The organism is Streptomyces phaeoluteigriseus, assembly GCF_001896135.2.
GTDB lineage: Bacteria > Actinomycetota > Actinomycetes > Streptomycetales > Streptomycetaceae > Streptomyces > Streptomyces phaeoluteigriseus.
The window spans coordinates 228,691-248,597 of record NZ_MPOH02000009.1 but is presented as its reverse complement, the minus strand read 5'-3'; the positions used below and the strand labels follow the sequence as shown (position 1 = coordinate 248,597).

The window sequence follows — 19,907 nt, the reverse complement described above, 5'->3', positions numbered from 1 at the left end:
GCGCGGTGTCATGGGCCCTGTCGCGGGAGCGGTCGGGGAGGTTTCGGGCCCACGTAGAGGCCGCTCGGCCGCATGCGCAGGGGGCGTTCGCCGTACTCCTCCAGTGCGTGCGCGATCCAGCCCGCCGTCCGGGCGACGGCGAAGACGGTCTCGCCCGCCGACGCCTCCATCCCGCAGGACGCGGTGAGGACGGCCAGCGCGAGGTCGACGTTGGCGTGCAGCGGGGTGTGCCGGGCGGTCGTGGCCACGATGTCGCGGGCGGCCGCCAGTGCGGGCGCCGCCTCGGGGATCTCCTCCAGAAGAGCGAAGAGGGCACGCGCGCGGGGGTCCTCCTGCGTGTAGAGCCGGTGTCCCAGGCCGGGGATGCGGCGGCCGGCCCGCAGTTCCTCCGCGATCACGGGTCCCGCGGAGCCCTGGTCGAGCACTTCGAGCACCAGCCGGTGCGCGAGCCCGCTGGCCGCACCGTGCAGGGGGCCCTCGATCACTCCGAGACCGGCGGTGACGGCCGCGTAGGCGTGTGCGCGGGCGCTGGCCGCCACCCGCACCGCGAGCGTCGACGCGGCCAGGTCGTGGTCGACGAGCAAGGCGAGTGCGGTGTCCAGGACGTGCAGTGGCGCCTCCGCCGCGGGCTGCCAGCTGAGCCGTCCCCACAGCCGCTGGGCCAGGGAGCCGCAGTCCCGGTGGGAGGGCAGTTTCGGCGGCAGGGCGGCGACGAGGGTCGGGATGAGGCCGCGGGCGGCGCCGAGCACGGCGTCCTGGGAGAGGTCGAAGCGGAGCGGGTCCGCCACCGCGGCGGAGATCGCGGCGACGCGCAGCCGGTCGGTGGGACCGGTGTGCTCGGGCAGCGCGTCGACCGCGCGGCGGGCGGCCTCGACGGAGGCCCGGGGGGCGGTGAAGGTGGCTCCGGTCCGCAGTCGGCCGGTCCACAGCCACTCGGCGACCTCTTCGTACGAATGCCGGGCGGCCAGTTCGGTCGCGTCGACGCCCCGGTAGTAGTACCGGTCCTGGTCGATGAGGGTGAGGCGGGTGCGTACGGACTGCTCGGCGCCCGTGCCCGGACTCCCGTTGCTCTCCCGCCTGTTGCGCCGCGCGAGCCTGTCGACCTCCTGGGCGTCGAAGGTGCTGCCCCGGCCGCCCGGTACGCGCCGGCTGCTGAGCTGTCCGCGGCTGACGTACGCGTACACGGTCTCGGGTTTCACGCCGAGCAGCTCGGCGGCCTCCTTGGTGGTCAACCGTCGTTCCGGGTGGCCGGGGCCGGGTTCCTGATCGCGCATGAGGGTCACCGTATCCACAGAACATATACATTGACTGAATCAATATTGACAGAGATTTAGTCAATCATGGACAGTCGAAATCAAGTTCAAGGAGGAAACCATGTCCGTCAACAGGTCCGCAGCCACAGTCGTCGAGGTACCGCGAGGACTTGCCGGTGTCGTCGTCGCCGACACCGAGGTCGGTGACGTCCGGGGACGCGAGGGCTTCTACCACTACCGCCAGTACTCGGCCGTCGACCTAGCCCGCAGCCGCCCGTTCGAGGACGTCTGGCATCTCCTCATCCACGGCGACCTGCCGGACGCGCGCGGCGCCGCCGTCTTCGCCGCCGAGACCGCGGCTCTCCGGAGCCTCCCCGACCAGGTGGCGGCAGCCCTGCCGGCCATCGCGGAGGCGGGCGCTGGCACCGGCCCGCTCGCCGGGCTCCGGACGGCCCTGTCACTGCTCGGCGCGGCGAAGGGCTTCCGGCCGGTGTACGACACCGACGCCGACCGGCGCCGGAGGGACACCCTCGCCGCGGCCGCCGCCGTACCGACGCTGCTCAGCGCGCTGTACCGGCTGGGCAAGGGCCTCGATCCCGTCGAGCCGCGTGAGGACCTCTCGTACGCGGCGAACTACCTGTACATGTTGACCGGCGCCGAGCCGGAACCGGACCGGGCGCGTGCCGTCGAGCAATATCTGATCTCCACCATTGATCACGGCTTCAACGCGTCCACCTTCACCGCCCGCGTCGTCACCTCGACAGGCGCGGACGTGGCCGCGTGTCTGGTCGCCGCCGTGGGGGCGCTGTCGGGACCCCTGCACGGCGGTGCCCCCAGCCGTGCGCTGGACACCCTGGACGCGATCGGCACGCCCGACCGCATCGACTCGTGGATCCGTGAGCGGGTTCTGGCCGGTGATCGCATCATGGGATTCGGTCACGCCGTCTACCGGACCGAGGACCCGCGCTCGCGCATGCTCCGCGAGATCGCCCAGCGCTTCGGGGGACCACGCGTCGACTTCGCCGTGAAGGTCGAGCGGCAGGTCGAGGCGATCCTCGCCGAGCTGAAGCCGGGCCGGGAACTGCACGCGAACGTGGAGTTCTACGCGGGCGTCGTCATGGAACTGTGCGGGCTGCCCCGCGAGATGTTCACCCCCACCTTCGCGGCGGCCCGTGTCGTCGGCTGGAGCGCCAACATCCTGGAGCAGGCGGAGGACAGGAAGATCATCCGACCTGCGGCGCGCTATGTGGGGCCCCGGGCGCCGGTCCCCGTGCCGGTGACCTGAGCCGAAGTGCGACCGTCCCGGTGTGGCTGCCGCCTGACGGCGCCCGGAGAACGCGTGCGGCCTGGTGCCGTTCTGGCGCCAGGCCTCATCGGTGGTGATCGAGCAGGGACGGGGTGCCGAGCTGCTCGCCGGGTGACCGCCGGCTCGCTCAACGGTTGTGCGCGGCCGTGGTGGTGGGCGACGGGACGGGTCTTCGGATGGACCGTGCTCGTGCGGTGGGATCAGGCGTCGGGGATGTCCGCCTTGGCGCGGATCAGGGTCTCTCTGCTCACGACGACGATGCGTTCGTAGTCGGCGCGTGCGGCGTCCGCGGGCAGTTCACCGTCCAGCGCCTCGGTGGCCTCGGTGCCGATGACGGCGAAGTTGCCGTCACTGAGTTCGAACACGTCCGGGCAGTTGGCTCCCGAGTTACTGCCTCGGGCGCTCGGAGGCACACCGATGCGGCGCACGATCTTCAAGAGGGGTACCGGTCCTTCAGAAGGGTCTGGGCAGAGTGCAGAGCAAAAAGTACCGGGACCGGTGGTGTCGTTGGGTCAGCATCGCTCAAAGTCACTCAGTTGTATTGCCGTCGCTCAGGAGTTGACCCGATCGGCGGTACGGTCCGCACTCACTCGGTCGGCGGGTTGCCCACCACCCACCATTCGTCCGTGTCCGCTTCGTCGAGATCCTTGACGAGGCCGTCCACCATGCGTCCGATCCTGGCCTCGTCGGACGACTGCTTCAGGGTCGCGCGCTGGCTCCGCGACGCCTCCCAGTACTCCCGGAACAGCGGGCTCTGAAAGAACTCGCGCAGATACGTGTACAGCTCCTCCCGGTCCACGATGCCCGCGCGGTAGAGGTGGTACAGATGGGCGTACCACGCGTTGGCGTACAGGAACTGGCGGCGCTTCTCCGCCGGGATGCTCTTGTCGTAGGTGTCGATCACCGAGGCGAGGGACGGGTCGTCGATCGCCCTGGCCAGCAGTTCCCAGTGCATGCGCTGCTGATGAGCCAGCGCCTTGCGACGGAACGCCAGCTCCTCGAGTTCCAGTCGGCGCTGGTCCAGGCGGGCCGTCTCGAGATACCGGTGCCGGGCTGCCAGCACCGCCGTGCCGGCGGTGAGCAGCAGGCCGAGCGTGGCGGATGCCAACTTCCCCGCAGCGTGCTTTCGTGTGGCCATGTCAACCCCCGAATCAAACGACCGTCAGCCGGTCGTCGGTTGCGGGTCGGCTGACGGGGACCGGCGAGCGGGTGGGCGGCGCTTGCCGTCTCCCAGAGTGCCGAGCGGCTCTGATCGGCGGGGGAGGCGGAGAGGAGGCGCACGGAGGGAAGTGAGGGTCGCACACCACGGCGCCTTGCCCAACGTCTGCCCAGCCGACGCTGCTAACAATCGTTCACTTCGCGGCGATTCCTCCGGCTCGTATCCTGACTGCGCATTCAATCCTCGACCGTGCGCCGGGCCGCGAGCCGGTGCACGCGTAGGTGTCAGAGAGGTCGCACGTTGACGCAGAGCAGCACTCCGCAGCAGATCCCGGTCGTCGTACTCGCCGGATTCCTGGGTTCCGGCAAGACGACGCTGCTCAACCACCTCCTCCATCGCAGCGGAGGCAGCCGTATCGGCGCGATCGTGAACGACTTCGGCTCCATCGAGATCGACGCCATGGCCGTGGCGGGCGCGCTCGGCGACTCCACGGTCTCCCTCGGCAACGGCTGCCTGTGCTGCGCCTTCGACGCCGGTGAGCTGGACGTCTACCTCGAACGCCTCGCCCGCCCCTCCGCCGGCATCGACGTCATCGTCATCGAGGCCAGCGGGCTCGCCGAACCGGGGGAACTCGTCCGGATGGTCCTCGCCAGCGAGCATCCGGGGATCGTGTACGGCGGGCTCGTCGAGGTCGTCGACGCCGCCGAGTTCGACGAGACCCGCGCCAGGCACCCCGAGATCGACCGGCACCTCGACCTCGCCGACCTCGTCGTGGTGAACAAGCTCGACCGGACGCCCGACGCGGACCGTGTCCTCGGTCTCGTCCGCTCCCTCACCGACCGGGCAGCCGTCGTACCGGCCACCTACGGCCGTGTCGACCCCGAGCTGCTCTTCGACTGCCGACCGAGCGAGGAGCGTGTCGGGCAGCTCTCCTTCGACGACCTGCACCGACAGGACGGCAACGACGGCAACGACGGCAACGACGGCAGCACCAGCCGCGCCGGCCACGACGGGCATGACGCTCCCGGCGATCACATTGATCATGTTGATCATCTGCACACCGCCTACGACAGCCTGTCCTTCGTCGCCGAAGTCCCGCTGGACCCGCGCCGGTTGATGCCGTTCCTCGACAGCCGGCCCGAGGGGCTGTACCGCATCAAGGGGTACGTCGACTTCGGGCCGTACGACCCCGCCAACCGGTACGCCGTACACGCCGTGGGGCGTTTCCTGCGCTTCTACCCGGAAGCCTGGGGCCCCACCGAGGAACGCCGCACCCAGCTCGTCCTCATCGGCTCCGGCATCGACACCGCCGCCCTCGCCAAGGAACTGGGGGCGTGCGAGAACGACGCCCCCGCACGCCGACGAGCGCGGCATGTGGGGCGTCCTTCGCTACGTGCAGGACCCCGAGGAGCGGACCGTCGAAGGGACGGTGGAGGAGACCGACGAAGAGGTCGGGGAGGAGGCCTAGACCGGTCCGGCCACCACCGACACCGTCTTCCCCAGCGACATGCCCGAGCCGTCCCGGCGCGGGTCGATCTCCGGCAGGTCGACCGGGGTGCCGTTCTTCTGCGCGGCTCGCGCAGGGACGGGCCCCGCCCAGGCCAGGGACAGGCAGTCCTCGCCCTTCAGGAACCGCTGGCAGCGCACGCCGCCGGTCGCCCGCCCCTTGCGCGGGTACTGGTCGAACGGGGTCAGCTTGGCGGTCGTCTGGACGGAGTCGTCCAGCGTGCCGCGCGAGCCCGCGACCGTGAACACCACCGCGTCCGCACCCGGGTCCACGGCCGTGAAGGAGATCACCTTCGCGCCCTCGGTGAGCTTGATGCCCGTCATACCGCCGGCCGGGCGGCCCTGCGGACGGACGTGCGCGGCCTGATAGCGCAGCAACTGGGCGTCGTCCGTGATGAAGACCAGGTCCTCGTCGCCCGTGCGCAGCTCGACCGCGCCGACGATGCGGTCGCCCTCCTTGAGGGTGATGACCTCCAGCTCGTCCTTGTTGGTCGGATAGTCGGGCACCACCCGCTTGACGACGCCCTGTTCGGTGCCGAGCGCGATGCCCGGGGAGGACTCGTCGAGCGTGGTCAGGCAGACCACCGTCTCGTCGCCCTCCACGGGGACGAACTCCGTCAGCGGGGCGCCGCCCGAGAGGTTCGGCGCCGACGCCGTCTCCGGGAGCTGCGGCAGGTCGACGACGTTGATCCGCAGCAGCCGGCCCGTCGAGGTGACCGCGCCGATCTCCCCGCGCGCGGTGGCCGGCACCGCCGACACGATCACGTCGTGCTTGGTCCGCCGGGCGTCCGCGTCCTCCGCCAAGGGCTCGCGGTTCGCCGTACGGGCCACCAGGCCCGTGGAGGAGAGCAGCACCCGGCACGGGTCGTCGGCGACCTGGAGCGGCACGGTGGAGGCCGGTGTGCCCGCCGACTCCAGCAGGACCGTACGACGCTCGGTGCCGAACTTCTTCGCCACCGCGGCCAGTTCGGCCGAGACCAGCTTGCGCAGCTCCGCGTCCGACTCCAGGATCCGGGTCAGCTCGGCGATCTCCTCGTTGAGCTTCCCCTGCTCCGCCTCCAGTTCGATGCGGTCGAACCTGGTCAGCCGGCGCAGCGGCGTGTCGAGGATGTACTGGGTCTGGATCTCCGACAGGGAGAAGCGCTCGATCAGGCGCTCCTTGGCCTGCGCGCTGTTGTCGCTGGAGCGGATCAGGCGGATGACCTCGTCGATGTCGACGAGCGCGGTGAGCAGGCCCTCCACCAGGTGCAGGCGGTCGCGGCGCTTGGTCCGACGGAACTCGCTGCGCCGCCGGATGACCTCGAAGCGGTGGTCGAGGTAGACCTCGAGCAGCTCCTTCAGGCCCAGCGTGAGCGGCTGGCCGTCCACCAGCGCCACGTTGTTGATGCCGAAGGACTCCTCCATGGGCGTCAGCTTGTACAGCTGCTCCAGGACGGCCTCCGGCACGAAGCCGTTCTTGATCTCGATGACCAGGCGCAGCCCGTGCGCGCGGTCGGTGAGGTCCTTGACGTCGGCGATGCCCTGGATCCGCTTCGAGCCGACCAGGTCCTTGATCTTGGCGATGACCTTCTCGGGGCCGACGGCGAAGGGCAGTTCGGTGACGACGAGGCCCTTGCGGCGGGCCGTCACGGTCTCCACCGACACCGTGGCGCGGATCTTGAAGGTGCCGCGGCCGGTCTCGTAGGCGTCCCTGATCCCGGAGAGGCCGACGATCCGGCCGCCGGTGGGCAGGTCGGGGCCCGGGACGTGCTTCATCAGCGTGTCCAGATCCGCGTTCGGGAAGCGGATCAGGTGGCGGGCGGCCGAGATGACCTCGCCCAGGTTGTGCGGCGGCATGTTCGTGGCCATGCCGACCGCGATGCCCGAGGAGCCGTTGACCAGGAGGTTCGGGAAGGCGGCGGGCAGTGCCACCGGCTCCCGCTCCTGGCCGTCGTAGTTCGGGGTGAAGTCGACCGTGTCCTCGTCGATGGACTCGGTCATCAGGCTCGTCGCCGCGGCCTGACGACATTCCGTGTACCGCATGGCGGCCGGCGGGTCGTCGTTGCCCAGCGAGCCGAAGTTGCCGTGGCCGTCGACCAGGGGAACGCGCATGGAGAACGGCTGGGCCATGCGGACCAGGGCGTCGTAGATCGAGGCGTCGCCGTGCGGGTGCAGCTTGCCCATGACCTCGCCGACGACGCGCGCGCACTTCACGTATCCGCGGTCGGGGCGCAGGCCCATCTCGTTCATCTGGTAGACGATGCGGCGGTGGACCGGCTTGAGGCCGTCGCGGGCGTCCGGCAGGGCGCGGGAGTAGATGACCGAGTACGCGTACTCGAGGAAGGAGCCCTGCATCTCGTCGACGACGTCGATGTCGAGGATCCGCTCCTCGTACGAGTCGTCGGGCGGCGGGGTCTTCGTGCTGCGGCGGGCCATCGCTGCCGGCTCCTCCTGTTTCCTGGTCGCTCGCCTGCGGGGCGCTCACGTCGGTGTCGACGCGCGCCCTTCGGCTCACTCTTGCTGAGGCGTGTGACGGGATCTCGCGGACCATTGTGGACCGTGGCACTGACAGCGCGTCCCAGGGCCCGGGCGTCGGCGACCGGGCGGCCGGAGAGCCACCTCGTCCACGGCTGTCCGCAGGCTACGCGATCTCGCTCTCGGCGTACGCCGCCCGGGAACTTCGCCGCGGCTCCGCACGCTTGCATACAGTGGCAGGACCGGCAGGAAAACCGCGGTTTCGACGACCGCGTCCGCGATCGGAAGGACGTACATGCCCATGGGTCACACGGCCACAGCCCAGGCAGGCTCCGGGGGCCTGACAGCGAGCGAACACCGCCTGGCCAACGGCCTGCGCGTGGTGCTCTCCGAGGACCACCTGACCCCCGTCGCGGCGGTGTGCCTCTGGTACGACGTCGGCTCGCGCCATGAAGTCAAGGGCCGTACCGGCCTGGCTCACCTTTTCGAGCACCTGATGTTCCAGGGCTCCGGCCAGGTCAAGGGCAACGGCCACTTCGAGCTGGTCCAGGGCGCGGGAGGCTCGCTCAACGGCACGACGAGCTTCGAGCGCACCAACTACTTCGAGACCATGCCCACCCACCAGCTGGAGCTCGCCCTCTGGCTGGAGGCCGACCGCATGGGCTCCCTGCTCGCCGCGCTGGACGACGAGTCGATGGAGAACCAGCGCGACGTCGTCAAGAACGAACGCCGCCAGCGCTACGACAACGTCCCCTACGGCACGGCGTTCGAGAAGCTGACCGCCCTCGCCTACCCGGAGGGCCACCCCTACCACCACACGCCGATCGGCTCGATGGCCGACCTGGACGCGGCGACGCTGGAGGACGCGCGCGCGTTCTTCCGCACCTACTACGCGCCCAACAACGCCGTTCTGTCGGTCGTCGGCGACATCGACCCGGAGCAGACGCTCGCCTGGATCGAGAAGTACTTCGGCTCCATCCCCGCCCACGACGGCAAGCCCGAGCCCCGTGACGGCTCCCTGCCCGACATCATCGGCGAGCAGCTGCGCGAGGTCGTCGAGGAGGAGGTCCCGGCCCGCGCGCTGATGGCCGCCTACCGGCTGCCGCAGGACGGCACGCGCGCGTGCGACGCGGCCGACCTGGCGCTCACCGTGCTCGGCGGCGGCGAGTCCTCCCGCCTCTACAACCGCCTGGTCCGTCGCGACCGTACGGCCGTGGCGGCCGGCTTCGGCCTGCTGCGCCTGGCCGGCGCGCCCTCCCTGGGCTGGCTGGACGTCAAGACGTCCGGCGACGTCGAGGTGCCCGTCATCGAGTCGGCCATCGACGAGGAGCTGGCCCGGTTCGCCGAGGAAGGCCCCACGGACGAGGAGATGGAGCGCGCCCAGGCCCAGTTGGAGCGCGAGTGGCTGGACCGCCTGGGCACGGTCGCCGGCCGCGCCGACGAACTGTGCCGGTACGCGGTGCTGTTCGGCGACCCGCAACTCGCCCTGACCGCCGTCCAGCGAGTGCTGGAGATCACCGCCGAGGAGGTCCGGGAGGCCGCCAAGGCCCGCCTGCGCCCCGACAACCGCGCCGTGCTGGTCTACGAGCCCACCGAGCCCACCGAGCCCGCCGAGAACCCCGCCGACGAGGACCAGAACGAGGAGGCGGCCCAGTGACCGAGCTCGCCGCGATGGACTTCCACCCCCAGCCCCGGGCGGGCGAGGCCAGGCCCTGGGCGTTCCCGGCCCCCGAGCGAGGACGCTCGACAACGGCCTGACCGTCCTGCACTGCCACCGCCCCGGCCAGCAGGTCGTCGCCGTCGAGGTCATCCTCGACGCGCCCCTGGATGCCGAGCCGACCGGCCTCGACGGCGTCGCCACGATCATGGCGCGGGCCTTCTCCGAGGGCACCGACAAGCACTCCGCCGAGGATTTCGCCGCCGAGCTGGAGCGCTGCGGCGCCACCCTCGACGCGCACGCCGACCATCCCGGAGTCCGCCTCAGCCTGGAGGTCCCGGTCTCCCGCCTGGCCAAGGCCCTCGGCCTCGTCGCCGACGCGCTGCGGGCGCCCGCGTTCGCCGACAACGAGATCGAGCGGCTCGTCCGCAACCGCCTGGACGAGATCCCGCACGAGCTGGCCAACCCGTCCCGGCGTGCGGCCAAGGAACTCTCCAAGGAGCTGTTCCCGGCGAGCGTACGCATGTCGCGTCCGCGCCAGGGCAGCGCGGACACCGTGGAGAAGATCGACTCCGCCGCCGTACGCGCCTTCTACGAGAAGCACGTCCGCCCCGCGACGGCCACCGCCGTGGTCGTCGGCGACCTCACCGGAGTCGACCTCGAAGCGCTCCTCGGTGACACCCTGGGCGCGTGGACGGGCTCCGCGGGCCAGCCGCGTCCGGTGCCGCCGGTGACCGCCGACGACACCGGACGGGTCGTCATCGTGGACCGCCCCGGCGCCGTCCAGACGCAACTGCTGATCGGCCGCATCGGCGCCGACCGGCACGCGCGCGTGTGGCCCGCGCAGGTGCTCGGCACGTACTGCCTCGGCGGCACCCTCACCTCCCGGCTGGACCGCGTCCTGCGCGAGGAGAAGGGCTACACCTACGGCGTGCGCGCCTTCGGGCAGGTCCTCAGGTCCGCGCCGGACGGCTCGGGCGCCGCGATGCTCGCCATCAGCGGTTCCATCGACACCCCGAACACCGGTCCCGCGCTGGAGGACCTGTGGAAGGTGCTGCGCACTCTCGCCGAGGGCGGCCTGACCGACGCGGAACGTGACGTCGCCGTGCAGAACCTCGTCGGGGTGGCGCCCCTGAAGTACGAGACGGCCGCCGCCGTGGCGGGCACACTGGCCGACCAGGTCGAGCAGCACCTGCCCGACGACTACCAGGCGACGCTGTACCAGCAGCTCGCCGCGACCGGCACCGTGGAGGCCACCGCGGCGGTCGTGAGCGCCTTCCCGGTGGACCGTCTGGTGACGGTTCTCGTCGGTGACGCGGCCGCGATCAAGGCGCCGGTCGAGGCCCTCGGCATCGGTGAGGTGAAGGTCGTCTCCGCGGAGTAGCACCGCGGAGCAGGAACGCTGAGCGGATCGCGGATCGCGGATCGCGGATCGCGGATCGCGGATCGCGGATCGCGGATCGGGGTCCGTGGCGCCGGCGCGCGGCGCCGCACGCGCGTGAAGGGGCCCTGGTGGACGGATGTGTCACCAGGGCCCTTTGATGTCCGAATTGGGGGAAAGGTTGCCTGTCTGCCCTGTGGCATGCACTACAAAAGCCGCGTTCTGTTTGGGGATTGACGGCCGCCGCGTCTAGTTTCAACCGGGCTGTTCGTCAGGCAGTGCGCCGCAACCGCGGCACCGGACAGTCATCGCCGAGTCCCCGCATGGCGCGAGCCAGGGGAGCCGGGGACCCAAACTAGGCAGTCCCTGGGGTGAATCGGACGCCCGCGCGTTTCGCGAGGGGGTCCGTAGGAGACCTTCCTGCTCCGAACCCGTCAGCTAACCCGGTAGGCGAGAGGGAAGGAAAGGACCGCTCAACTACATGGCGTCCACTTGCGCCACCGGGAAGCACCGTCGTCCCAGCCGGATGAAGCGCACCACCGCCCGCGCGGCGGGCATCGCGGCGCTCACCACCACCGGTGTCATCGGCACCGTCGCCTCCAGCCCCGCCCTCGCCGCGGCGAACCCGGCCGAGCAGACCGGTCTCATCCCGGTCGTCACCATCGGTGACACGGTCGCCGCCCAGATCGACGGCCAGGCCGCCGCGCAGAAGCAGGCCGCCCAGCGGGAGGCCGAGCGCGAGGAGGCCGCCGCCCAGGCCGCGGCGAAGGCCAAGGCGGAGCGCGAGGCCAGGGTCCGTGCCGCCCGCGCGGCCGAGCGCGAGCGCCTGAACGCCTTCGTGTCGCCGATCAGCGGCTCCCACATCTCCACCGGCTACCGGTCCGGCGGCTCCCTGTGGTCCTCCGGCAGCCACACCGGCATCGACTTCCACGCCGCCAGCGGCACCCCCGTGCGCGCGGTGGGCCTCGGTACCGTGGTCGAGGCCGGCTGGGGCGGCGCCTACGGCAACCAGGTCGTGATCCGGATGAACGACGGCACGTACACCCAGTACGGCCACCTCTCGTCCATCGGCGTATCGGTGGGGCAGAAGGTCGCTCCGGGCCAGCAGATCGCCCTGTCCGGTGCCACCGGCAACGTCACCGGCGCGCATCTGCACTTCGAGGTCCGCACCGGCGCGGAGTACGGCTCGGACATCGATCCGGCCGCCTACCTCCGCGCGCACGGCGTGAACATCTGACGACGTACGGCCACAGCTCGTACGGCCCCGGCCCTCGTGGCCGGGGCTTTCGTCGTTTCAGTGACCGTGCTGTCCAAAAAATATCCATGGATTCCGGCCCGCCATCGGAAATTCCCGCTGATTGCAATAGAGTCACGGAACACACGTCAATCGTCGACGTTTCACGGGGATTAAGGCGGAGGTCGGTCATGCGTATTCCGGCGCACTCGGTGTGCACGGCCATCCGGGACGACATCGTCGCGGGTGTCTACGAGCGTGGCGGCCGCCTCACCGAGGAACTCCTCGCACGCCGCTACGGCGTTTCACGCGTCCCCGTCCGGGAGGCGCTGCGCACGCTGGAGGCGGAGGGCTTCGTCGTCACGCGGCGGCACGCGGGAGCGTGCGTCGCCGAACCGACCGAGCAGGAGGCCGCCGACCTGCTGGAGATGCGCATGCTGCTGGAGCCGCTCGGCGCCACGCGGGCCGCCCAGCGGCGCACCGAGGCGCACCTCAAGGTGCTCCGCGGCCTCGTCCGGCTGGGCCAGGAGCGCGCCAGGCGCGGCAACAGCGAGGATCTGCGCTCCCTGGGGGGCTGGTTCCACGAGACCCTCGCACAGGCCTCCGGCAGCCACGCCCTGACCTCGACGCTCACCCAACTGCGCCACAAGATCTCCTGGATGTACGTGGTGGAGGCGCCGGCCAGTCCGGTGGAGTCCTGGGCGGAACACGGCGCGATCGTGGACGCGGTGGCGCGCGGCGACGCGGAGCGCGCGCGGGCGGTCACGGCGCTGCACGCCGAGCGCGCGACCTCCGCGCACCGGCTGCGTTTTTCCAGCGGCGACCGTCAGGACCGTGTGAGGACTTCGCAACACGTCGTAAACATGTCCGGCCTCCGGCATTAACAAGAGGGCCGTATACAAAGAAGGGAATTCGGCGGAGAGGTATTTTCGCTGCTCATTTTCCGGCGCGCCCCGCATTTCGGTTGGCGCGCCCTTCGTGTGCCCGCGGACTATTTCCGCCATGGCTCCGGCTATTCCATCCGGGCCCGGAAACAACGGAGCCGCGCCACCCGGATCGGGCGACGCGGCTCCTCGGCCGCTGTGGGCGGCAACCGGCTCAGACGGTCTCGGGCAGTTCCTCGAGACCCTCGGCGACCAGCTTGGCCAACCGGTCGAGGGCGGCGTCCGCACCCTCGGCCTCGGAGGCGAGAACGATCTCCTCGCCGCCCTGGGCGCCCAGGCCGAGGACGGCCAGCATGGAGGCCGCGTTGACGGGGTTGCCGCCCGCCTTGGCGATCGTCACCGGGACGCCTGCGGCCGTGGCGGCTCGGACGAAGATGGAAGCGGGGCGGGCGTGGAGGCCCTCGGCCCAGCCGACGTTGACGCGGCGCTCAGCCATGTGATGCTGCCCTTCAGTGTCTCAGGTTGTCTAGACCAGTGTTCCACACGTGAAGCGTGTGAGGACGGTCCGTGTGTCCCGTCCCGGTGCGGTCGTCGGATCGCGGCCTCGATCCGACCTCCGTCCCACCACAGACTGCCTCGCGCCGTTGTCGTACGCGAGCCGTACTCTGGGCCCCATGCAGAGCGCGTCGGACCGCCACGAGTATCCCGCCCACTGGGAAGCCGACGTGGTGCTGCGCGACGGCGGCACCGCGCGCATCCGCCCCATCACCGTCGATGACGCCGAGCGCCTGGTCAGCTTCTACGAGCAGGTGTCGGACGAGTCGAAGTACTACCGCTTCTTCGCGCCCTACCCGCGACTGTCCGCGAAGGACGTCCACCGCTTCACGCACCACGACTTTGTGGACCGGGTGGGACTCGCGGCCACGGTCGGCGGCGAGTTCATCGCCACCGTACGCTACGACCGCATCGGCGCCGACGGGATGGCCGCCACCGCCCCCGCCGACGAGGCCGAGGTCGCCTTCCTCGTGCAGGACGCCCACCAGGGACGGGGCGTCGCCTCCGCCCTCCTCGAACACATCGCGGCCGTCGCGCGCGAGCGCGGCATCCGACGGTTCGCCGCCGAGGTGCTCCCCGCCAACAACAAGATGATCAAGGTGTTCACGGACGCCGGCTACACCCAGAAGCGCAGCTTCGAGGACGGCGTCGTCCGCCTGGAGTTCGACCTCGAACCCACCGAACGCTCCCTTGCCGTGCAGCGCGCGCGGGAGCAGCGCGCCGAGGCCCACTCCGTACGGCGGTTGCTGGTGCCCGGCTCGGTCGCCGTCATCGGCGCCGGCCGCACGCCCGGCGGCGTCGGCCGCAGCGTCCTCGGCAACCTCCGGGAGGCCGGCTTCACCGGGGACCTCCACGCGGTGAACAAGGCGTTCCCCGAGGGCCTGACGGAACTCGACGGCGTGCCCGCCCACCGCTCGGTGCGCGACATCGACGGACACGTCGACCTCGCGGTCGTCGCCGTCCCGGCCGACCACGTGCCCGAAGTCGTCACCGAGTGCGGCGAGCACGGCGTGCAGGGACTCGTCGTCCTCGCCGCCGGATACGCCGAGAGCGGCCCCGAGGGACGCGAGCGCCAGCGCGAACTCGTGCGGCACGCGCGCGCGTACGGGATGCGGATCATCGGCCCCAACGCCTTCGGGGTCATCAACACCTCCCCGCAGGTACGGCTGAACGCGTCGTTGGCCCCGCAGACGCCACGGCCCGGCCGGATCGGCCTCTTCGCCCAGTCCGGCGCCATCGGCGTCGCCCTGCTGTCGCGGCTGCACCGGCGGGGTGGCGGCGTCACCGGGGTCACCGGTGTGTCGACGTTCGTCTCCTCCGGCAACCGCGCGGACGTGTCCGGCAACGACGTCCTCCAGTACTGGTACGACGACCCCGACACCGACGTCGCCCTGATGTACCTGGAGTCCATCGGCAACCCGCGCAAGTTCACCCGTCTCGCACGACGCACGGCGGCGGTCAAGCCGCTGGTGGTGGTCCAGGGCGCCGGCTCCGCCCCCCAGGGGCACGCCGTACGGGCCACGCGGCTGCCCCACGCCACGGTGTCCGCCCTCCTGCGGCAGGCCGGCGTGATCCGCGTGGACACCATCACCGAACTGGTCGACGCGGGCCTGCTGCTGGCACGCCAGCCGCTGCCGCGAGGACCGCGCGTGGGCATCCTCGGCAACTCGGAGTCGCTGGGGCTGCTGACGTACGACGCGTGCCTCTCCGAAGGACTGCGCCCGCAGTCGCCCCTGGACCTCACCACCGAGGCGTCGGCGGACGACTTCCACGCCGCCCTGGCGCACGCCCTGGCCGACGAGACGTGCGACGCGGTCGTGGTGACCGCGATCCCGGCGATCGGCGAGGCGTCCCCCGGCGACGCGGAACTGGCACAGGCCCTGCGCTCGGCCGCGGCCGCCGGCCCCGCCAAGCCGGTGCTCGTGGTGCACGTGGAGCTGGGCGGCCTCGCGGCGGCCCTGTCGGCGGCGACGAGCACGGCCCCCCGCGCGCGCACGGCGACGCCGGGCGCGGAAGCGGCCGAGCCCGGGCCGCCCCGGACCGGGACGACGGCCTCCGAAACGACGGCCTCCGAAACGACGGCCTCCGAAACGACGGCCTCCGAAACGACGGCGACCGGGACGACGGGCCGTCGAGGCCCCGAGGGTGCTCACCTCATCCCCGCCCTACCCCCGCCGCGGAACGCGCGGTCCGCGCCCTCGCCGAGGCCGTGAAGTACGCGCAGTGGCGGCGCGAGGCGGCCGACCCCGGCAAGGTGCCCGAGCACGAGGACATCGACGAGAGGGGCGCCGCCGCGCTCATCGGCAGGCTCCTCGCGCGCGGGCAGGGTCTCACCCTGGGTACCGACGAGACCTGCGAGCTGCTCGGCCGGTACGGCGTCCCCGTCCGGCGGTCCCTCCCCGCGCCCACCCCGGACGAGGCCGTACAGGCCGCCTCCGCCCTCGGCTACCCCGTCGCCCTCAAGGCCACCGCACCGCACCTGCGCCACCGTGCCGACCTGGGCGGCGTCCGCCTCGACCTCGCCGACGAGGAGCAACTGCGGCGGACGTACGCCGAGTTGACCGAGCTGTTCGGTGCCCCGCAGGAGCTGCGCCCGGTGGTGCAGGCGATGGCCCGCGCGGGGTGGACACCGTCGTCCGGGCGGTCATCGACCCGGCGGCCGGAGCCGTACTGTCGTTCGGGCTCGCCGGGGCCGCCTCGCAGCTGCTCGGTGACATGGCGCACCGCCTCATCCCGGTCACCGACCGGGACGCGACCTCCCTGGTCCGGTCGATCCGGACGGCCCCCCTCCTGTTCGGCTGGCGCGGCTCGACGCCCGTCGACACCCCGGCCCTGGAGGAGCTGCTGCTCAGGGTGTCCCGCCTGGTCGACGACCATCCGGAGGTGGCCGCGGTCACGCTGGAGCCGGTCGTCGTCGCCCCGCACGGCCTGAGCGTTCTCGGCGCCTCCGTCCGCCTCGCGCCCCCGCCCGTCCGCGACGACCTCGGCCCGCGGACGCTTCCCGCCTACTGAAGGGGCCGTCACCGGTCCCTCGCAGTCAGTGGGTCCCCGTAGGATGGAGGGCATGGCCAAGACCAGTACGACGACCCAGGGGCTGCGTGCGGCGATCGAGCGCAGCGGCTACTACCCGGCCCTCGTGGCCGAGGCGGTGGAGGCCGCCGTCGGCGGCGAGCCCATCCGGTCGTACCTGGTCCACCAGGAGACCACGTTCGATCAGAACGAAGTGCGCCGGCATGTGACCGTGCTGGTGCTCACCGGCAACCGCTTCATCGTCAGCCACACCGACGAGCAGGCCGCCGACACCACCTCACCGACGCCGTACGCCACCACGTCCACCGAGTCCGTGAAGCTCAGCCGGATCTCGTCGGTCGTCCTCAGCCGCGTGGTCGCCAACCCGGAGTCGTACACGCCGGGCAGCCTGCCGCGCGAGGTCGTGCTGACGATCGGCTGGGGCGCGGTCTCCCGCATCGACCTGGAGCCCGCCGCCTGCGGCGACCCCAACTGCGACGCCGACCACGGCTACACCGGCAGCTCGACGGCTGACGACCTCAGCCTGCGCGTGAGCGAGGCCGGGGACGGCCCGGACACGGTGCGCCAGACCCTCGCCTTCGCCCAGTCGCTCTCCGAGGCGACCGCGGATCTGACCGCGTAATGGCCCAGCCCGCCGTCTGGGACGACCCGGAACCCCTCGCCGTCTCCTCCGCACCCGTCCCCGAGTACGGCTCCGGCTCGCTCGCCGACCTGCTGCCCACGCTGGCCGCCGGTATGGGCGTCCCGGGCATGACCGCGGCGATCCCGGAGCTGACCCCGGCCGACCGCAACTGCGTCTTCCTGATCGACGGCCTCGGCTGGGAGCAGATCAAGGCCCACCGCGACGAGGCGCCCTACCTGCACAGCCTCCTCGGCAGCTCCCGCGGCGGCACCGGGCGCCCGCTCACCGCCGGCTACCCGGCGACCACCGCGACCTCCCTCGCCTCCGTCGGCACCGGCCTCCCGCCGGGCGCGCACGGCCTGCCCGGCTACACCGTGCGTGATCCGGCCACCGGCGAGCTGATGAACCAGCTCCGCTGGCAGCCTTGGACCTCGCCGCAGGCCTGGCAGCCGTATCCCACCGTCTTCCAGCTGGCCGAGGCGGCCGGGGTGCACGCCGCGCAGGTGTCCTCGCCCCACTTCCAGAACACCCCGCTCACCAAGGTCGCGCTCAGCGGCGGCACGTTCCACGGACGCCTCACCGGCGAGGAGCGCATGGACTTCGCGGCCGAGCAGCTCGCGGCCGGCGACCGCTCCCTGGTCTACACGTACTACGCCGAACTCGACGGGGCCGGACACCGCTACGGAGTCGCCTCCGACACCTGGCGCGGCCAGCTCATGTACGTCGACCGGCTCGTCCAGCGCCTCGCCGAGCAGCTTCCGCCGCGCAGCGCGCTCCACGTCACCGCCGACCACGGCATGGTCGACGTGCCCTTCGACGAGGACCACCGCATCGACTTCGACGCGGACTGGGAGCTGCGCGCCGGCGTCGCCCTGCTGGGCGGCGAGGGCCGCGCCCGCCATGTCTACGCCGTACCGGGCGCCCAGGACGACGTCCTGACCTGCTGGCGCGAGGTGCTCGGCGAGCAGTTCTGGGTGGCCTCGCGGGACGAGGCGATCGCCGCGGGCTGGTTCGGCCCGCACATCGACGAGCGCGTGTACGGCCGCCTCGGCGACGTGATCGCGGCAGCCCGGGACGACGTCCTGCTCATCGCCTCGGAGCGCGAGCCGAAGGAATCGGCCATGGTCGGCAACCACGGCTCCATGACCCCGGCGGAGCAGTTCGTGCCCCTGCTCGAAGTACGCTCCTGAAGCCCGTCGCCCCGCCCGTGCCACCGAAACCCCACCGAAAGGTGCTCGACTCCCCATGCCCGAGCTGGTGTTCTTCTCCGGAACCATGGACTGCGGGAAGTCCACGCTGGCTCTCCAGATAGAGCACAACCGCTCCGCGCGCGACTCCAGGGCATCATCTTCACCCGCGACGACCGCGCGGGCGAGGGCAAGCTGTCCTCCCGCCTCGGCCTGGTGACCGACGCGGTGGAGGTCCAGGACGGCCAGGACCTGTACGGCTATCTCGTCGACCACCTCTCGCAGGGCGGCCGCGCGGACTACGTGATCGCGGACGAGGCGCAGTTCCTCGCGGAGGAGCAGATCGACCAGCTCGCGCGCGTGGTCGACGACCTCGAGATCGACGTCTACGCCTTCGGCATCACGACCGACTTCCGCTCCAAGCTGTTCCCCGGCTCGCAGCGGCTCGTCGAGCTGGCCGACCGGGTGGAGGTCCTCCAGGTGGAGGCCCTGTGCTGGTGCGGCGCGCGCGCCACGCACAACGCCCGCACGGTCGGGGGAGTGATGGTCGTCGAGGGGGCCCAGGTCGTCATCGGCGACGTCGACCAGGCGGACACCGTCGGCTACGAGGTCCTGTGCCGACGCCACCACCGTCGCCGTATGACGGCCGCGTCGGCTCATGCGGCGGTCCTGTCCCCGGACGTGCTGCCGATGCAGCAGGTCTAGGCACCGCGGGCCTCAGGCGGGCCTCCGGCAGGCGTCAGGCGGGCCTCCGGCACCTCAGGCAGGCTCCTGGATCAGGGCGAAGCGGGCTCCTTCGGGATCGGTGACCGTCGCCACGCGCCCGTGCGCGCTGTCGTGCGCCGGTGCCAGGATCAGCCCACCGAGGCCGACCACCCGCGCTGCCGCCTCGTCCGCGTCCCCCACCTCGAAGTACGTCATCCAGTGCGGTCCCCGGTCCCGGGGCAGCGCGTTGCCCAGCCCGTGGACTCCGGCGACCGGCCGGTCCGCGACGTGCAGCGTGACGTAGTCGACGTCGTCGGAACCCACCGTCTCCCGGCGGTAGCCGAACACCGTCTCGTAGAACTTGACGACGCCCGCGGACTCGAAGGTCAGCAGCTCGTTCCAGGCGGGGGTGCCGTGCACGCCCGTGATGTCCGTGCCGAGGTGTTCCGCCGCCTGCCAGATGCCGAAGACCGCGCCGGCCGGATCGGAGCCGATGGCCAGGCGTCCGGCCTCGCCGGCGTCCAGCGGACCGACGCCGATCGTGCCGCCGCTCAGGCGCACCGTCTCGGCGGTGGTGTCCACGTCGTCGGAGGCGAGGTAGGGCGTCCAGGCCACGGGAAGATGGCGGTCCGGGGGGAGTTGACCGATGCCGGCCACCTCACGGCCGTCGAGCAGGGCCTTCACGTACGGGCCGAGTTGCTGGGGACCGGGGTGGAACTCCCAGCCGAACAGCTCGCCGTAGAACTCCTGGGTCGCCGTCAGTCCATGCACCATCAGGCTCACCCAGCAGGGTGTGCCGGGCGCGTACCGAGTGTGTGCTTCGCCGTTCAGGCCGGCCGGCCCACGTGCCTCGGGCATCGTCACTCTCTCCTCGGCCACTCGCGGTGGCCGCGTCGCTTCCGCACTCCGGCCCCCGGGCCGATGCTCGCACCACTCACGGTGCCGCGCGCTCCGGGCGCGCCGCCGCACCGTGG

12 protein-coding genes, 4 pseudogenes and 1 riboswitch are annotated in these 19,907 nt (G+C 71.6%); of the genes and pseudogenes, 10 read left to right on the top strand and 6 right to left on the bottom strand.

Annotated elements, in window-relative coordinates; genetic code table 11:
* Positions 1-8: 8 nt before the first annotated feature.
* Positions 9-1,274 (bottom strand): citrate synthase, encoded by a 1,266-nt coding sequence (locus tag BM536_RS08900; RefSeq protein ID WP_073492754.1) that lies wholly within the window; start codon positions 1,272-1,274, stop codon positions 9-11.
* 100 nt (positions 1,275-1,374) lie between these two features.
* On the opposite strand from BM536_RS08900, the gene BM536_RS08895 reads away from it, so the two are divergent.
* Positions 1,375-2,538 carry a citrate synthase/methylcitrate synthase gene (locus tag BM536_RS08895; RefSeq protein ID WP_073492752.1) on the top strand — a complete coding sequence of 388 codons (1,164 nt, stop codon included), beginning with the start codon at positions 1,375-1,377 and terminating at the stop codon, positions 2,536-2,538.
* A gap of 221 nt (positions 2,539-2,759) precedes the next feature.
* Here the strand turns inward: BM536_RS08895 and BM536_RS08890 are convergent, their stop codons facing one another.
* Together BM536_RS08890 and BM536_RS08885 are read right to left on the bottom strand one after the other, a co-directional pair.
* Positions 2,760-2,996, bottom strand: coding sequence for a hypothetical protein (locus BM536_RS08890; RefSeq protein WP_086772214.1), 237 nt, complete (start codon positions 2,994-2,996; stop codon positions 2,760-2,762).
* 149 nt (positions 2,997-3,145) lie between these two features.
* Positions 3,146-3,667 (bottom strand): DUF6082 family protein, encoded by a 522-nt coding sequence (locus tag BM536_RS08885; RefSeq protein ID WP_342748790.1) that lies wholly within the window; start codon positions 3,665-3,667, stop codon positions 3,146-3,148.
* A 351-nt stretch (positions 3,668-4,018) separates the two neighbouring features.
* Here BM536_RS08885 and BM536_RS08880 point away from each other — a divergent pair.
* Positions 4,019-5,186: pseudogene (locus BM536_RS08880) on the top strand (CobW family GTP-binding protein).
* Here BM536_RS08880 and BM536_RS08875 read toward each other — a convergent pair.
* Positions 5,183-7,639 carry a DNA gyrase/topoisomerase IV subunit A gene (locus tag BM536_RS08875; protein WP_073492748.1) on the bottom strand — a complete coding sequence of 819 codons (2,457 nt, stop codon included), beginning with the start codon at positions 7,637-7,639 and terminating at the stop codon, positions 5,183-5,185. The pseudogene BM536_RS08880 and the gene BM536_RS08875 sit on opposite strands and share 4 nt — an antisense overlap.
* A gap of 340 nt (positions 7,640-7,979) precedes the next feature.
* On the opposite strand from BM536_RS08875, the gene BM536_RS08870 reads away from it, so the two are divergent.
* The 4 genes and pseudogenes from BM536_RS08870 (at position 7,980) to BM536_RS08855 (ending at position 12,834) form a co-directional block, all read left to right on the top strand.
* Positions 7,980-9,335, top strand: coding sequence for a M16 family metallopeptidase (locus tag BM536_RS08870; protein ID WP_073492746.1), 1,356 nt, complete (start codon positions 7,980-7,982; stop codon positions 9,333-9,335).
* Positions 9,332-10,719: pseudogene (locus tag BM536_RS08865) on the top strand (M16 family metallopeptidase). The gene BM536_RS08870 and the pseudogene BM536_RS08865 overlap by 4 nt, the downstream one beginning before the upstream one ends.
* Positions 10,720-11,015: 296 nt before the next feature.
* A riboswitch (cyclic di-AMP (ydaO/yuaA leader) is annotated at positions 11,016-11,184 on the top strand.
* A 13-nt stretch (positions 11,185-11,197) separates the two neighbouring features.
* Positions 11,198-11,953: a M23 family metallopeptidase gene (locus tag BM536_RS08860; RefSeq protein ID WP_094102778.1), complete on the top strand. Its 756-nt coding sequence runs from the start codon at positions 11,198-11,200 to the stop codon at positions 11,951-11,953.
* Between the two features lie 188 nt (positions 11,954-12,141).
* Positions 12,142-12,834 carry a GntR family transcriptional regulator gene (locus BM536_RS08855; RefSeq protein WP_073492740.1) on the top strand — a complete coding sequence of 231 codons (693 nt, stop codon included), beginning with the start codon at positions 12,142-12,144 and terminating at the stop codon, positions 12,832-12,834.
* 214 nt (positions 12,835-13,048) lie between these two features.
* On the opposite strand, the gene BM536_RS08850 is transcribed toward BM536_RS08855, so the two are convergent.
* A complete protein-coding gene (locus tag BM536_RS08850) occupies positions 13,049-13,330 on the bottom strand; it encodes an HPr family phosphocarrier protein (RefSeq protein ID WP_073492738.1) in 282 nt (93 codons plus the stop codon).
* A gap of 178 nt (positions 13,331-13,508) precedes the next feature.
* On the opposite strand from BM536_RS08850, the pseudogene BM536_RS08840 reads away from it, so the two are divergent.
* The 4 genes and pseudogenes from BM536_RS08840 to BM536_RS08825 all read left to right on the top strand — a co-directional run bounded on the left by BM536_RS08840 (position 13,509) and on the right by BM536_RS08825 (position 18,933).
* A pseudogene (locus tag BM536_RS08840) lies at positions 13,509-16,401 on the top strand (bifunctional acetate--CoA ligase family protein/GNAT family N-acetyltransferase).
* A gap of 52 nt (positions 16,402-16,453) precedes the next feature.
* Positions 16,454-17,041: a DUF5998 family protein gene (locus tag BM536_RS08835; RefSeq protein WP_386709914.1), complete on the top strand. Its 588-nt coding sequence runs from the start codon at positions 16,454-16,456 to the stop codon at positions 17,039-17,041.
* A complete protein-coding gene (locus BM536_RS08830; protein WP_094102777.1) occupies positions 17,041-18,231 on the top strand; it encodes an alkaline phosphatase family protein in 1,191 nt (396 codons plus the stop codon). The genes BM536_RS08835 and BM536_RS08830 overlap by 1 nt, the downstream gene beginning before the upstream one ends.
* Positions 18,232-18,286: 55 nt before the next feature.
* A pseudogene (locus BM536_RS08825) lies at positions 18,287-18,933 on the top strand (thymidine kinase).
* A gap of 54 nt (positions 18,934-18,987) precedes the next feature.
* Here the strand turns inward: BM536_RS08825 and BM536_RS08820 are convergent.
* Complete coding sequence (locus tag BM536_RS08820) at positions 18,988-19,791, bottom strand: VOC family protein (protein ID WP_073492363.1); 804 nt, start codon at positions 19,789-19,791, stop codon at positions 18,988-18,990.
* Positions 19,792-19,907 lie beyond the last annotated feature (116 nt).